Annotated in this window: 13 protein-coding genes and 1 pseudogene; 7 read left to right on the top strand and 7 right to left on the bottom strand. The window is 37.1% G+C overall.

Annotated features, from left to right (window positions below):
* Nucleotides 1-157: 157 nt before the first annotated feature.
* Both ACTYBU_RS01105 and ACTYBU_RS01100 read right to left on the bottom strand, forming a co-directional pair.
* Complete coding sequence (locus tag ACTYBU_RS01105) at nucleotides 158-913, bottom strand: TPM domain-containing protein (RefSeq protein ID WP_445486610.1); 756 nt, start codon at nucleotides 911-913, stop codon at nucleotides 158-160.
* Nucleotides 913-1,488: a LemA family protein gene (locus tag ACTYBU_RS01100; RefSeq protein ID WP_445486609.1), complete on the bottom strand. Its 576-nt coding sequence runs from the start codon at nucleotides 1,486-1,488 to the stop codon at nucleotides 913-915. Before ACTYBU_RS01100 ends, ACTYBU_RS01105 begins: the two co-directional genes overlap by 1 nt.
* 378 nt (nucleotides 1,489-1,866) lie before the next feature.
* Here ACTYBU_RS01100 and ACTYBU_RS01095 point away from each other — a divergent pair, with 378 nt between their 5' ends.
* The 6 genes from ACTYBU_RS01095 to ACTYBU_RS01070 all read left to right on the top strand — a co-directional run bounded on the left by ACTYBU_RS01095 (nucleotide 1,867) and on the right by ACTYBU_RS01070 (nucleotide 4,025).
* On the top strand, nucleotides 1,867-2,088 hold the full coding sequence (locus ACTYBU_RS01095) for a spore germination protein (RefSeq protein WP_445486608.1): 222 nt from the start codon (nucleotides 1,867-1,869) through the stop codon (nucleotides 2,086-2,088).
* A gap of 18 nt (nucleotides 2,089-2,106) precedes the next feature.
* On the top strand, nucleotides 2,107-2,352 hold the full coding sequence (locus ACTYBU_RS01090) for a spore germination protein GerPB (RefSeq protein ID WP_445486607.1): 246 nt from the start codon (nucleotides 2,107-2,109) through the stop codon (nucleotides 2,350-2,352).
* Nucleotides 2,353-2,369: 17 nt separating this feature from the next.
* Nucleotides 2,370-3,002, top strand: coding sequence for a spore germination protein GerPC (gene gerPC, locus ACTYBU_RS01085; protein ID WP_445486606.1), 633 nt, complete (start codon nucleotides 2,370-2,372; stop codon nucleotides 3,000-3,002).
* Nucleotides 2,999-3,178: a spore gernimation protein GerPD gene (locus ACTYBU_RS01080; RefSeq protein ID WP_445486605.1), complete on the top strand. Its 180-nt coding sequence runs from the start codon at nucleotides 2,999-3,001 to the stop codon at nucleotides 3,176-3,178. Before gerPC ends, ACTYBU_RS01080 begins: the two co-directional genes overlap by 4 nt.
* Nucleotides 3,179-3,184: 6 nt before the next feature.
* Complete coding sequence (locus ACTYBU_RS01075) at nucleotides 3,185-3,604, top strand: spore germination protein GerPE (protein WP_445486604.1); 420 nt, start codon at nucleotides 3,185-3,187, stop codon at nucleotides 3,602-3,604.
* 202 nt (nucleotides 3,605-3,806) lie between these two features.
* The gene (locus ACTYBU_RS01070; protein ID WP_445486603.1) at nucleotides 3,807-4,025 is read left to right on the top strand and encodes a spore germination protein; all 219 of its coding nucleotides are present in this window, start codon (nucleotides 3,807-3,809) and stop codon (nucleotides 4,023-4,025) included.
* 106 nt (nucleotides 4,026-4,131) lie between these two features.
* On the opposite strand, the gene ACTYBU_RS01065 is transcribed toward ACTYBU_RS01070, so the two are convergent.
* On the bottom strand, nucleotides 4,132-4,632 hold the full coding sequence (locus ACTYBU_RS01065) for an arsinothricin resistance N-acetyltransferase ArsN1 family A (RefSeq protein ID WP_445486867.1): 501 nt from the start codon (nucleotides 4,630-4,632) through the stop codon (nucleotides 4,132-4,134).
* A 449-nt stretch (nucleotides 4,633-5,081) separates the two neighbouring features.
* On the opposite strand from ACTYBU_RS01065, the gene ACTYBU_RS01060 reads away from it, so the two are divergent.
* On the top strand, nucleotides 5,082-5,396 hold the full coding sequence (locus ACTYBU_RS01060) for a hypothetical protein (protein ID WP_445486602.1): 315 nt from the start codon (nucleotides 5,082-5,084) through the stop codon (nucleotides 5,394-5,396).
* Between the two features lie 225 nt (nucleotides 5,397-5,621).
* Here ACTYBU_RS01060 and addA read toward each other — a convergent pair whose 3' ends face one another.
* The 4 genes and pseudogenes from addA to lepB form a co-directional block, all read right to left on the bottom strand.
* Nucleotides 5,622-9,368: a helicase-exonuclease AddAB subunit AddA gene (addA, locus tag ACTYBU_RS01055; RefSeq protein WP_445486601.1), complete on the bottom strand. Its 3,747-nt coding sequence runs from the start codon at nucleotides 9,366-9,368 to the stop codon at nucleotides 5,622-5,624.
* Nucleotides 9,369-9,370: 2 nt separating this feature from the next.
* Nucleotides 9,371-12,856, bottom strand: a complete 3,486-nt coding sequence (gene addB, locus ACTYBU_RS01050; protein ID WP_445486600.1) for a helicase-exonuclease AddAB subunit AddB — start codon at nucleotides 12,854-12,856, stop codon at nucleotides 9,371-9,373.
* Between the two features lie 150 nt (nucleotides 12,857-13,006).
* Nucleotides 13,007-14,130 (bottom strand): annotated as a pseudogene (gene tnpB / locus ACTYBU_RS01045) (IS200/IS605 family element RNA-guided endonuclease TnpB).
* A gap of 320 nt (nucleotides 14,131-14,450) precedes the next feature.
* The gene (gene lepB / locus ACTYBU_RS01040) at nucleotides 14,451-15,005 is read right to left on the bottom strand and encodes a signal peptidase I (RefSeq protein ID WP_445486599.1); all 555 of its coding nucleotides are present in this window, start codon (nucleotides 15,003-15,005) and stop codon (nucleotides 14,451-14,453) included.
* Nucleotides 15,006-15,034 lie beyond the last annotated feature (29 nt).

Genomic DNA, 15,034 nt, shown 5'->3' with positions numbered 1-15,034 from the left:
CGCGACTATTAAAATCCAAATGTTCTTTATACGTACTATGAATAACCACTATTGTCATTTGAACTTTCTATTTGCATGACAAAAGACCAAATCGTAATGATTTGGTCTTCAGATAAGTTATTGTCATAATAATGCAACGATCTTTAAGCTTCATTATTTACCAGCCCCTGCTTGCACCACCTCCGCCGGAAGAACCGCCTCCTCCTCCTTTTGGACCTCCTCCTCCACCGCCTCTTCCGCCTCCGCGGGAAAGAATGGAGAGAATGGCATAGGAGAATGTTCCACCAAAAAATTTAATATCCAAAAACAATGCTACAATCACTATGATAATAATAATCCAACTTGGAAAACTATTGTCATCCTGTGCTGCAGCTGGTTTGTCTGCTTTCAGCTGCTGCTGTTCATCTATGTTGTACTCAGCGTAGACTTCATTTGCCAGCACTTTATAGGTTTCTGTTATTGCTTTATTCGGCTCCTGATTCTTCAAATATGGCAAAGTATATTCATCTAGAATTCTTCCTGCTTTTCCATCGGGGATTCTTCCTTCAAGACCATAGCCGACTTCTATTCGTACCTTTTTCTCTTCTGTTGCTATTACTAGAAGCACACCATTGTTTTTTTGCTTATTGCCAATTCCATATTGCCTGAATGCTTTATTGGCATAGTCATCAATCGATTCATTTCCGATCGTTTTCACTGTTAACACAGCTACTTGTGCAGTTGTTTGATCTTCAATGGAACGACCAATGCTGTTCAATTCCTGCTTTTCTGCATCGCTTAATAAATTTGCAAAATCCTGAACATATATATCGCCAACCGGTTTTGGAATGTCATTGCCTGCTGCTAGTGCATTTCCACTTGTGAAGCAAAGAATAAAGATGGCAAATAGTCCGGAAAAAAATTTGGACACCATTATCCATTATCTCCAAAGTCGACTTTTGGTGCATTTTCTGCTCCAGGACTTGCATTAAAGTATTCTTTTTCATCAAATCCTGTTATTTTTGCCATTATGACACCTGGAAATCTTTTTACTTTTTTATTGTAGGATGCAACTTGTGCATTATAATCCCTTCTTGCAACGGCGATCCTATTTTCTGTTCCTGCTAATTCATCCATTAATTGAGTAAATTGCTTATCTGCTTTTAAATTCGGATAATTTTCCACTACAACTAACAATCTGCTTAAAGCGCTGGATAATTCTGCATTTGCTGTTGCTTCTTCTTCTGGAGAATTAGCACCTGCCAACTTAGCACGAGCATTCGATACAGAAGCGATGACTTCTTTTTCATGGGAAGCATATCCCTTTACTGTATTAACAAGATTCGGAATCAAATCTACTCTTCTTTGGAGCTGGGTTTCAATTTGAGCATAAGATTGATCTACATCCTCTTCTGCATTCACAAATCCGTTATAGCTGGACATTACGATAATGACAAGGACTACTAGTACTACTATCGCTATAATTATTCCACTAAATTTTTTCTTCAAATTTGAACACTCCTTATTTCTCTATTTAAGTTTTTATATGTACAATCCCTCCACTATAGACTAACTTTTTCTGCTTATGATAAATGAAACTGCAGCAGTGTTTTATTGTCTATTTACAGCGGATGATTTTTTCATTATTCCCCTTTTCCTATTGCATCACACCACTTTCTTTTGCATGTCTTGCTGTTCTTTCTATCCTCTTTCCAAATTTCCGCTTCTTCTAAACAAACGAATTAAAACCTATTCTCCTTTTGGTCATAGTCCAACCTTTGCCCTGCATAATCATAACTTGAGAACATAATTGAAATAGGCGAATGTATCACCACTCTCGATATACAACATAGTATGTAAAAGAATCTTATGTAAAGGATGTTGATCATGCCAGCTATTGTTGGAGTGGTTCAAGTTATTTCCGTAGGGAGCAGCTCTATTTTTAATATTGGGGATGTATATAAAATGATGCCCATCTCGAATGCAAAAACGTTTTCTGGATCGGGTTCTTTTAATACGGGAGATGGATTAAAGATTACCAATTATCAAAGCTCCACCAACACTTTTGATAATGATGGAATAGACCAGGGAAATTTCTTTAATGCCTAATAAGATAAGGTGATAGGAATGAATTATTTTATTCAGCAGTCCATTACAATAAATACTATTAAAATTGGAGGAATAACCAACTCATCTGTTTTTCAGGTGGGGAGTGCAGGAATTATTAAGCCTGCTTCTTATTTATATAATTCAGGAGGCTTTAGCCAAGCAGCACCCAATCCACTCGCCGAAACTGCCCCTGGAGCAGATCTTGCTGATCAAAGCTTAATTTATTCACCTTCTGTTCCCTTGCAAGCTCCTTCTAAAGCGTAACAAAGGAGGTCTCTTTTATGTCCCAAGATTTTTACCAATACAGTGAAAAGATGCGTTCTTACTTACAATACCTTGAAAATAGAATAAAAAGCTTAGAACAAACAGTCGCATCCTTAACCAATGAGCTTGCATTGCTGAAACAAAAACCGTCTATTCATGTAGATCGTATTGATTACAGCTTTGACCAGTTGAAAATTGAAACATTAGAAGGAACATTAAATATTGGCCTCAACCCTTCCGATCTAGAAAAAATTGAAGAATTGTCAGTCAATCCAAAAGGTCCTGTCAATCAAAATGGCCCTTTTTATCCACCTGTCGATCCGAAACAAATGATGAATCGTTCCATGGAAATAGAGGAAACAATGCACCAATTTATTCAACTGGAATTGCCTGAATTTATTATGAACAAACAAACTGAACTTGGTTTGGAAGAGGATGAAGCATATATAACGTTTATCCAAGAAGATGTTACAAAACAATTGCTGACTAGAATTTCTTTTTATCTACAACAGCAAAAGCGATCAGATGAGGAAAATCCAGCTGAATTTTCTAAAAAAATCATTTCCTCTTTAAAAGAGGAGATTATGAATGGTGTTCATTTATTTTTAAGCAATATTCCAGAAAATATGAAGGGAAGAAAAGGTGTATGAACTTTCAAGTTTATAATAGAGATTTACAAGTGGGAGAAATACGAATTATTGGGGTCGCCAGTTCATCCATCTGCTTAATTGGTGATACGCAGACCATTCAACTTGCATCATCCTTTGATACTCCTGCTGAATCTTTGATTATTGGCCCCTTTGTTCCATTAATTCCGAAAGGATAATAACAAATGCAGAGAACATCTGTTGTTGATAAAATTTCCTTAAACATTCTTTCTTTTTCTTCTTTTTTAGAAATTGGGGATGCTTCTTACTTTCAAGCATTTTCCCGAGCATTAGCAGTGCAAAGACAAAAGAATATTTTTTATGGGTCTGAAGGATCTTTTCATTACCCCGTTTTCTCTGAACCGATCCCGCTTCCGCCTATTCAAGAAGAGATTATCTGTCAATTTGAAAATGTGAAACCTATTATTAAAGTAAATTATATTAACATCATTGCTGTATCTGCATCTTCATTATTACAAGTTGGAAATTGTTCGCATCTGCAAGCAGAAACAAGAATCAAACATATTAGGCAGCTATCTGCCTCACCATCCAGCCCTACAGGAGATTTTATCGTGAAATTAGAACAACCAGAAAACCCACTTTAATGGAACTGCTTTTGTTCTTTTATCATTAGACAAATATCTGAAATAGTGAAGAAAAAGCGTTAGCTTATGTTAACTTAGACAAGGAGAAGGAAGCATTGCTTCAATATGATGCTTGCCGATTAAATACTTGAAATCAGAGAGCTGGACGTCGATCTAAGCTACACATTTTAGACTCTCTTACTTTTTAAAAGGAGGAATTATTTTGCCAGCTATTATTGGTCCTGTACAAATTGTCAATATTGCAGACGGAGTAGTACAGTTTGGAGACTCCCTTTTTATATCTCCAAAAGGAAACTCTAAAGCTACATTAGGCTCGGGAACTTCTAATACTGGGGCTTTCATTATTACAAATAATGGTTTAAGTGCCAGCAATTATATAGATACTAGTCTTCTTGATCAGCCAAACGTTTCAAACAACTAGATTACGAAAGTTGCAATACTCTTCAATAAGTTGCAAAACACCCATGATTCTATCCAAATCAACGGGTGTTTTTTTACGTTTCCTGCTGTTTTCCTATTTAGAAGGTTTATGCTTCAGAAGGCAGGAACAGCTTTTCCATAATCATTACATCAACAAATTGACCATCTATCATCCCTTGCTTTTTAAAGATGCCAACCTCTCTGTAATTCATTTTATGGTAAAGCCCTTGGCCCAATTTATTAAAAGGAAAAGTGAATAAAACAAATTTATGAAATTGATTGGAAACAGCGTATTTCTCCAGCTCTGTTAATAAAGATTCACCGATTCCTTTTCCTCTATGATTCCTGTGAATATAAATAGATAGTTCTCCTACCCCATCATAGGCAGAACGAGCATTATACTGGTTAATGGAGGCCCAGCCAACGACCGTTCCTTCTTCGTTTTCTGCAAGCATAGCAATATAGCGGTTTTGATGTTTTTCGAACCAATTTGTTATATAGGATTCATCTTTTTGATCCTTTTCGAAGGTGGCAGTTCTATCTGCAATTCCTTGATTGTAAATGGTCAAAATATCCTGTAAATCTGCTTCTGTTACCTTTCTAATCAACAAAATAACCACTCCCCACAAAAACAAAATTTCAGCAATATCGTTATATATCCCACTCTTAACGGGCAGTAAGACCCCCACCTCAAGATGTTGAGGAATCGAGGAAGCTAAGTGGGGGATAACCCGATAAGTTCAACTAACCATCAGTGTGGGATGAAGAAAACCCCCACTGATGGAAAGGTTCTCTTTATATGATTGCTTTACAATGGATACTATTTTTCTATCTTATCATAAGTACTTTTTTAAAAGAGTTTTATTAGTAATAATTGTTGTTTTTCACTATAAGTTTGTAATGTTAATACTTCTGTTAATTTTTGTTAATTTAACTGAAATTAACAGAGATAAATGAAATTTGTCATTATATGTTAAAATAAAATTGTTGTTTGAGAAAAGAAGCTAACGGCAATACTTTTCATTATTGTCTATCAGATTATTAGGGAGTGTAGACTTTGGAAGGTATGGAAATCTACTTTTTCATTAGAGCAATTTTTATTATTTTTATTCTTAGTTCATTAGTTATCTCCATTTTTATGATTGGTCCACTAAAAAACCAGAAGCTTATTAATGGTTTTACTATTGGAATGTTTTCTTGTATCGCAATAGTAGTATCGGTGATAAATGGAATAATAGGGGGATATTTAGCCGATGGTATATACCCAGGTGGGGATGCTTTTATCTCCTGTTTATTTCTAATTCTGGTTATTTTATGTGTACTGAATCTAATTCTTTATGTGAACATGACAAAACAAAGAAATTCTGTTTAACATTCATGTGAAATATCTCCTAGATGTGCATGTCAGCCTTCAAATAACGAGGATTTATCAGAAAAGTTCAACAAAATTTTTTTCGCTCAGAGTGGTAATTCTCTGAGCGTTCTTGAATGTTAATCGGTATGGAGTATTTACTGTTAATGAAAGTATTATATACTATGTTTTTAGGTTTTTCTCCACATTATCAAATCTATTTATTATTTGGAGGATACTCTTTTTTTATTTCCTTAAAATATGTGCTCCATCAAAGAAAAACAAATATTTTTCATCTACTTTCCGTTTCAGCATTTTCTCCAAAGCTTCTGTGTACAACTCGATTTGTCTTTGATATCGTGCTTCCAATACCGGTTTTGCTTCCTCATATCCGCCTTTAAACTTTCCGGATATTGTATCTGTTTTGTAGTCAAGAAGAACTGTTCCCTCATCATCCTCAAAATACACATCAATGATCCCTTGAACAAGGATTTGTTCTTCTTCTTCTCCGCTCCAACCTGTATATACTTGGCTTGCTGGATATGAAATATTAAACGGAATTTCCCGGACTAGTTTTTTTGCCTTAAGCATCCTTTGTCCAATCTTTGATTCAAAAAAGGAAACGACAGCATTTGAATCGATTACTTCTGCTTGCTCCGCTGTTAATAATTCCTTTCTTATCATCTCAGTCAATAATTCTTGAATGGATTGATCCGTAATGTCTTCTTGCAAATCAACATGCTGCATGACCATATGCATAGCCGTGCCTTTTTCAGCAGGACTTAATTTTTTCTCCTGCATAAATTTTGGTCTATTCCATATAGGCTTGTTCCATTTTTTTAGCAGCTCTGTCCCACTTTCTTCTTCTATTCGTTCTCCTTGTCTTTTCAGCTCAGAAACCGATTGCTTGGAACGAAATACAGTGCTGTCTATATGAGAATATTTCCATGCAAAGGTTTCGTCAATCTGCTCTTTATAGGGTGATGTAACGTCTACTTTTCGGCCGTTCGTTACTTTTTCCAGCCAATTATCCTGCTCCTCCTCCTGATTTTCTGTAAAAGCGAGCACCTCTTCTTTTGAGTGAATGGTTACATCCCAAGAAGAAGGATGTTGAGCTATTTCATCATGCGCAAGCCATTTTTCTGTATGCACCTCTGTGCTGTCTTTGTGCCTGACTATTGCAGGACCAATCCAATCTAAATAGGAACTTGCAGATGCCCTATCAAATTCATTTAGCAGCCAGCTTCCGTGATTTGCTATTTGCGCCCATTTTTGCTTCGCTTTTTCCGTATCTTTCACTGACCCAATTATTAGTAATTTTTCCTTAGCACGAGTCAACGCTACATACAATACGCGCATTTCTTCTGCCAACAGCTCCATTTTCTTCTTTTTCCTAAAGGCAATTTGCGCGAGGGAAGGGTAGGATATGCGGTTTTTCACATGAATATATTTCGTTGCAAATCCTAAATCTTTATCTAATAAAAATGATTTCTTCAGATCCATCGTATTAAAATTTCTGCCGATTCCAGCTAAAAATACGACTGGAAATTCCAATCCTTTACTGCTGTGTATTGTCATAATGCGAATAACATCTTCCTGTTCCGTTAACGCTCTTGCAGCACCTAAATCATTTCCTCTATCCCTCATTCTTTCAATAAAGCGCAAAAAGCGGAATAGTCCGCGGAAAGAAGTGGATTCATATTGCCGCGCACGATCATAAAGTGCACGCAGGTTCGCCTGCCGCTGATTTCCACCAGGCAATCCTCCTGCAAAATCATAGAAATGCGTCTCCCTGTATAATTTCCAAATCAGCTCTGACAGCGCTCCTTGCCTCGCCTGTGTGCGCCAATCTGCCAGCATCGTAAAAAATGGTTTTATTTTATCGTATAAAGCTTCCTCTTTATTTAATGGTTGATTAAAATAGGCTTGCACCGCTTCATAAAAAGAACCTTGTTTTTTGGATATTCTAATTTGGCTAAGCTCCTCTTCGTTCAGTCCAACAACAGGGGAGCGCAGAACAGAAGCCAATGGAATATCTTGATATGGATTATCGATTACTTTTAACAGGGACATCATAATACTCACTTCTGTTGATTCGAAATATCCTGTTGTTAAGCTGGCATATGTTGGAATATTATACTGCTTTAATTCTTCCATAATTTGCGGAGCCCATGTCATAGAGCGAAGCAATATAACCATATCTTTCAACCTAATCGGCCGGTAGCTTTTTGTTTTTGTGTCATATACTTCCTGCTTGCTTTCCAAAAGATCCTTTACCTTTTTAGCGATAAGCCTAGCTTCCAGATGAGATTGCTCCAGATCTTGTGCGTCAAATTCACCACTGCCAGACTCTTCGCTGTTTTCCTTTTCTTCTGCTTTTTGATTAATAAGCATTACTTCAATAGGATAAGAGGTTTCTTCCGGATAAGCAGCCCCTTTAACAAGTTCAGCACTATTGTCATATTCTATTTCGCCGACTTTTGCCCCCATTATTTGTTTAAATAAAAAGTTTGTGCCGTAGAGCACTTCTTTTCTGCTGCGGAAGTTTTTAGCCAGATCAATTTTATAGCCTGCATCCTCCCGCTCCTGAAAACGGAGATATTTGGCTAAAAATAAATTAGGTTCTGCCAGCCGAAACCGATATATCGATTGCTTGACGTCCCCGACCATAAATAAATTGCCCCTTGCTTCTTCATCTGCTGTCACAAGCTGAAGAATTGACTCTTGCACTAAATTAACGTCTTGGTACTCATCAATTAACACTTCTTTAAACTGCTCCCGATAATCCAGTGCAGCTAGAGATGGCATTAAGAGATTTTCCCTTTTGGCAGAAGGATCATTTAATATATCGAGACAATAATGCTCTAAATCCGCAAAGTCAACTAAACCTTTTTCTGCTTTTGCTTCCTGAAAGCGATTGGAAAAGGCTTGTACCAGCACAACAAGTGTTTCGATATACGGCTTCATTTCCTTCATGTCTTTTAGAAAGCTTTCTGGCATCCTTGAAAATAGTTCCCCCTGCACATCTTGCAGGATTTTTTTCGCCCGCTCTCTTACCCGCTGCCCCTCTTCCACTACAATTGGATCATAATCGTCTCCTTTACAAGGCTTTGCCCGAGTGAACTTTAACGATTGCATCGCTTCATACAACGTTTTCCATCCATCCTTTTTCGCCTGCATCAATACTTCTATTAATGTCAGATCATCTGAGAAATTTGCTGCCCTTGGTGCTGGTCCTCCTGGAAGTTTTGTCAGCTCCAATCCATATTCCAACAGCTGCTTCGCTCCTTCTAAATGGAGATCCACATCAAATAGCAATTCTTTTGCAAATGGCAAGTCCTCTACATTAAATCCTTCATCCAGCTCATACATGTGAATAAGAGAGGATAAATAGGCGCTTGGAGATGGATTAGCCCGGGAAAAATCATATACTTCCTGAATAATTCTTTGCAGCGCATCATCACTGCGGTCGCTTGTAAATGCATCAACAAGGTCAAAAAAAGCATTATTTTCACTGTTTCCATATTCTTCTTCAAATAAATCTTCTAAGCATTCATCTCGAAGCAATTGTGCTTCTGTTTCATCTGCAATGCGGAAGCCTGGGTCAAGATCGATTAAATAATAGTATTTTCTTATCACTTCTAAACAGAAAGAATGAATCGTTGAAATATGCGCTTTATTTAATAGCGCCAACTGTTTTTTTAGATGCATCGAATGAGGGCTGGCATTAATTTCTTTTTCCAAGACTTCTCCAATTCGATGCTTCATTTCCGCAGCTGATGCATTCGTAAATGTAACAACTAATAATTCATCCACATTAATAGGTGTTTCCGATACTATTTTTCGAATCATTCTTTCTACTAAAACGGCAGTTTTTCCAGATCCTGCAGCGGCGGCAACCAATATGTCCTGGCCATTTGCCATAATTGCCCGCCACTGATCATCCGTCCACGCTACATCGTTCGGCTTTACAGGGATATCCGTTTTCTTCATTATTATTCATCCGCCTCCTTTTTCATTAACTCAAGAACTTCTTCTTTTGGATATGATGCCAATTGGCGGAATTGATTGGACTCCATTGTTTCATCAAACTGGCAGACAGATTTGAATGAACAAAATGTACATGGAGTTTTTTCCTTTAATTTATACGGTGATATATCAACTGTACCACCAGTAATTTTATTGCCTGCTTCTATATATTTCCGGCGGACAAACTGCTGAAGATATTGAAACTCCTCTTTCGAAGCTACTTTTGAACGTTTTGATAATGTTCCATCTGTTTTAATGCCTGCTGGAACAATTGGCGAATCGCCTTTTTCAAGTGCTGCATCCATAAGGCGGACCACCTTTTCTTCTCCTAGCATTAACCCATTCATTTTAAACTTTTTTAACAGCTCTTCTTCAATTTCTTCTAATGTTAAGATCTTTTTGCTTGTAAGCATTGGATTATGAACATGAAAATAGAGAACTCCTGCTGGATTCGCTTTTTTATCCACCAGCAAGCTGCTGTTTGTAATGATTAAATCTAAATAGGTTAACATTTGTAAAGAAAGTCCATAATACACTTCATTCATATTCAATTCATGTGCGCTGGACTTATAATCAATAACACGCAAGAATACCTCGTTATCCACTTCTCCTTTATCCACACGGTCAATTCTTCCGACCAAATCCATTTTGCTGCCATTTTTCAACGGAAAAGAGAGGGAGGGAAGCTTCCCTTTTGGACCAAACTCCAATTCTAAATCAATAGGAGAAAATCCACTGAATTTCGCATGCTCGCTTAGAATATAGGATGCTCTGCTAATAATTTGTTCTAACTTTCTTTTAATATAATGATGCCGGTTTGTACTTAATAAAATTTCATTTTGCAGCTTTGGCGCAAGCATATCTACCGCATCTCTCGCCAGGCTTTCACATTGCTCTCTTGTTAAATCGGACCATAATAGCTTTTCATGGAGAACCGTTTCGGCAATAAATTTTAAGGCAGCATGAAATAAATCCCCGATGGCAGGCGCCTCCAGCCGGAATACTTTCCGCTCTCGCAGTTTTAAGCCATGATTGGCAAAATGGGAAAATGGACAGGACTGAAACAGCTCCATTCTTGATACACTGGCCGTGATTGTTTCTCCATACAGCTCTGTACTTGTTTTTTCTTCCAATGACTTTGCTGTATTTTGATACATTAAGCTGGAAAATACCTTCGTTGCTATATCTTTCCATTGATGATTGTCCATATAAGCGTTATAAACATCCCACCAAAAATCATAAATGTGATAATTTCGTTTCTTTAATTGCAGCTGCCCGGTTAAATAAGATAAACTAGTTTTCCAATGAACTGCATAATCTAGCTGTCCTTCTTCTGCCAACTCTTTCGGATCTGTCATAAAATATAGTGTATGAGCTTGAGGAAAAAGCTCTCTTACTCGTTTAATATACACAGAAGGCAATAGAGCTTTTCCTTCATCGTTTGCTAATGGATAGGATAAATAAAGAAGCTCTGAAGGTGTTGTAAATGCTTTATAAGCAAGAAATTCTTCATCTAATAATCTTGTTTTGCTTGTCGGCGCCATCTTCATGCCGCTTTCGATAAGACTTTCTCTGTCACGATCGGCAAATATACCTTCTTCTGCAAATTTAGACGGAAATACTCCTTCATTTAACCCAATCACAAACGCTGCTTTAATATTATCCAAGCGTGAATTTTCCAAATCAGCAATCAGCACTTGGTCTATAGCCGGCGGTACGAGGGAAAAGCGAAGGGTATCAAGTCCAGCATCCAAAATAGCAGCAAACTGTTTATTGCTAAGCTGCTCTTCTCCTAGTATTTCGACAAACTGATCCAGCAAATCTACTACACTATTCCATGCCTGGTCATGTTCACTTGCTTTTACAAGATCTCCCTTTTGCTCTAACTCATTTTTCCATCGTTCTAATTTTTCTGGTACTTCCAGCTCTTCTAAAAATAAATATAATGCTTCACATTTAGAACGCCCTGATTTTGCCCGCTTTAATCTTCCTCCCAGCCGATTTAACGGTGCTGTAATCGAAAGGCGTGTTTCGTTTAACTCTTGCTCTATTTTTCTTTCATTATCTGTCTGTACGCCCTGCTCCCAGTCCAGTCCGTGAAATCTTCTATATTTCCACCTTTCCTTCTTTGTCCACTTATCTCCTTTTATTCCGTATGCTAAACAATAGTTTTCTAACTGATCCACCTTTTCACGCAAGATATGTTTTGATTCATACAACGGAAACAATAATTCTGTTTTAATTGCCCGGAATACTGGCTCATATCTCCAGTTTGAATCAAATATTTCTAAGGAAGACCGAATTAATTCTATTAAAGGATGGAAATGCATCGTCCTCTTTTGATCAATAAAAAAAGGAATGTTATAGTCTGAAAAAATGGTTTCAATAATATTTTGGTATTCTGCTATATTTCGTGAAAGCAAACTAAAATCACGGTAGCGATAGCCTTTTTGGCGAATAATCTTTACTATTTCCCTTGCTACCCCCTCTACTTCTGCTCTTGGATTAACACTTTCTGCAAAATGAACAGTATTTTCGCCTTCGTATGCAATGGATGGTCGACTGTCAAAATAAGCCTCTAAATGATTTAGTGACTTTTGTTTGCTTCTTTTTATTTCTTTAAGAATGACTTCTTCTACTTCAAGTCCAAACTGTCCTGCCATCATATAAATGGTTTGGAAGGTTTCTCCGGACATGCGGAATAAATCCAATTCATTTGGCATATCGTTTTTATATGGTTTATTTAAAGTAAAAGTTATTGTTACTTTTTTGCATGTATTCATTAATTGTTGAATAATTAAATATTCCTGAGGTGTAAAGCTGTAGAATCCATCAATATATACTTCTGCTTTTTGCAAGTAAGTGGAAGCCGCAATATTTTCTGAAAGCAAACGGAAATAATCTTCACTGTCCATATATTTTCCAATGACATTTTCCTCAAATTTTTCAAAAATCAGCTCTAAATCATGCAATTTATCTTCTAGCACTTTATTGCTGCTGTCATGATTTGCTAATTCATGCTGCTTTGCAGCTAATTCTTCTGGTGTCACACAATATCTTCTGAATTCCGTTACTATCTGCTCAACTTGTCCAATAAACCCGTTTTTATCAGCCATTTTTTTAAAAAGCGTTAATTTATCTTTATTTTCTTCGATAATTTTTCGAATCAGCATGCTGATTCCGACACTATTTATATGATAACGGCTTATTCCGCCTGTTTCTTGTAAAACTCTCCATGCCAGCCTTGTAAAGCTATACGTCTGAGCACGAAACATTCCTTCCACTCCAGCACCTGCAACCAAGCGTTGATCGGATAAAAATGTCATTTGATCTGGTACTAAATAAATAATAGGATTTCCCTCTGGATCTGCTAATAGCTGCTTTTGAATTTCATCTATACAAAGCGTCGTTTTTCCACTACCAGCTCGACCAACTAATAAACGTACGGACATTTTTAGCCTCTCTCCCATTTCTTTTTTTTTACTTTCTATCATCATATCATACAAACATCCGTTTCCTTAAACTACTCACCACTTAACAATCTTACGGTCTGTTTGAAGTGGGAGATTCCTAAGAACACCGGTGAATCCACCCGTTATGGATTAGGCGATCCCCGCAGTTCCTGCGGTTAGAAGTCTTATTGTTTCGTTTTTGATATTGACGCTTGCGTTCCCATCACGATCATGGGGAGTATGACATGCTGGACATTTCCATTCACGCATTCCGAGATTTTTCACCTCTTTGTGTTGATAGTCACAACTAGAACACTGTTGACTGGAAGGAAAGTGCTTGGCAACAGTCACCACTTGTTTCCCGTACCATTTTGCCTTGTATTCGATCATTTTTTTGAATAGTGACCATGATCCTTCACTGATGGCTTTCGCAAGATGATGATTTTTTACCATATTCGATACCGACAAATTTTCCATTCCGATGATATCGTGACTTTTGACTATTTCGGTGGAAACTTTGTCTAGGTAATCTTTTCTTCTGTTTGCTATTTTTTCATGAATACAGGCAACTTTCTTTTTAGCCTTATACCAATTCGCACCGCCAATGGTTCGTCTACTCATGATTCGCTGTGCTTTCGCTAACTTTTCTTCTATGGAACGGAAGAACTTCGGATTGGAGTAGCGTGTTCCATAGATAGAATAGCAAAATTTTTTATTCCGACGTCGACCCCAACAACTGAGTTCGTTTTTGGTAATTCCGTTATTTCTACTTCAGTGGTTAAAGCGATATAGTACTTTCCAGCTGGATTTCGTCTAATGGAGGCACTCAAGATTCTCCCTTTGACTTCACGACTTTTACCAAAGCGCACGCTTCCGAGTTTCGGTAACTTTATTTTCTTTTCCACCACCGCAATATTCCCATTTGTGTGCTTTGTCGTGTAAGATTGAACAGGTTTTTCTTCGACTTAAATCTTGGTTGTTTCGTTTGCTTTTTGTAGAAACGATCATAAGCATCCGCTAAGTTTTCCACCGATTTTTGTAATGCAATACTATCCACTTCCTTCAAAAAAGAGTACTGCTTCTTTAGTGCAGGAAGTGATTTTACTGTTTCGTATTTGTATTTCTTCGCAGACATGCCAATAAGTATCTTTTTCTTTTTGCTTCCCCAGAAAAAAGTTAAACACAAATCTAGAACAGCCAATGGTTTTATCCATCAGTTCCATCTGCTTTTTATTGGGATACAAGCGAAATTTATAGGATTTTTTCACTAGCATGGATATCCCCCTTCCGATAAGAACATTTGTTTCCATTTTATCATAAGAAGGAAAGTTTTGGCTAACGCCAACCGACATTCCTCTCCCACCTACTCATTGGGCTTTGCCCTCCACATTCCTTGAAGTGGGAGTCTTCTGTCGGGAAATGATAAACGCAAACAAAAAGAACTTTAGTTCCTATTTTTGTTTTATCCATTTACTAGCATTTTGTCTCGGTTTACTACTTTTTATTGTCTTTACCATTCATTAATTTCGAAATGCAGGTGTACATCTGATTAAGTATTTTCCAACAAAAAAAGAACTCTTGTCTGAGTTCTTTTTTAAAAAGAAAATTGAAGTTCATTCAATGGCCAATATCGCAAGTTTACTTTGCCAACCACATGATTAATGGGAATAAATCCATAGTGTCTGCTGTCCCAGCTTCCTAAACGATTGTCTCCTAATACAAATAACATATCTTCTGGAACCTTGCCTTTACCGGTAACTTCTTTAAGCGTAAAATCACCAGTCAGTCTTCCTGCTGCAACTTCGCTTCGGTATTGTTTCAAAAAATTCTCTTTATACTTTTTCCCATTTATATATAACTGATCATCTTTGTATACCATTCTATCGCCAGGAAGACCGATAATCCTTTTGACAAAATCCTCTTTTTCATTCGCATGAAAGACAATAATGTCAAAATGTTCAAAATCATGGATTTTATAGCTTATTTTATTGACAACCAATTTATTTCCATTCTGTAATGTAGGCATCATCGATTGGCCTTCGACTTCATAATTGGAGAAGAAAAAAGCACGAATAAGGATAAAGATAACACCTCCGATAACAAGGGCCTTCAACCATTCTTTGCTTTCTTTTTTAAACGCTTCTTTCAAAGACTATCTCCTCCAAACTTTAAACAAAT

The sequence above is a fragment of the Niallia sp. 03133 genome, assembly GCF_052663225.1.
The sequence above is the reverse complement of the archived record's forward strand: the minus strand, read 5'-3'. Positions and strand labels throughout refer to the sequence as shown.

Excerpts from the sequence above, each read along its gene's own strand:
- ACTYBU_RS01105 (WP_445486610.1), bottom strand. The coding sequence starts at position 913 with ATGGTGTCCAAATTTTTTTCCGGACTATTTGCCATCTTTATTCTTTGC.
- ACTYBU_RS01095 (WP_445486608.1), top strand. The coding sequence starts at position 1,867 with ATGCCAGCTATTGTTGGAGTGGTTCAAGTTATTTCCGTAGGGAGCAGC.
- ACTYBU_RS01090 (WP_445486607.1), top strand. The coding sequence starts at position 2,107 with ATGAATTATTTTATTCAGCAGTCCATTACAATAAATACTATTAAAATT.
- gerPC (WP_445486606.1), top strand. The coding sequence starts at position 2,370 with ATGTCCCAAGATTTTTACCAATACAGTGAAAAGATGCGTTCTTACTTA.
- ACTYBU_RS01080 (WP_445486605.1), top strand. The coding sequence starts at position 2,999 with ATGAACTTTCAAGTTTATAATAGAGATTTACAAGTGGGAGAAATACGA.
- ACTYBU_RS01075 (WP_445486604.1), top strand. The coding sequence starts at position 3,185 with ATGCAGAGAACATCTGTTGTTGATAAAATTTCCTTAAACATTCTTTCT.
- addA (WP_445486601.1), bottom strand. The coding sequence starts at position 9,368 with ATGAAGAAAACGGATATCCCTGTAAAGCCGAACGATGTAGCGTGGACG.
- addB (WP_445486600.1), bottom strand. The coding sequence starts at position 12,856 with ATGTCCGTACGTTTATTAGTTGGTCGAGCTGGTAGTGGAAAAACGACG.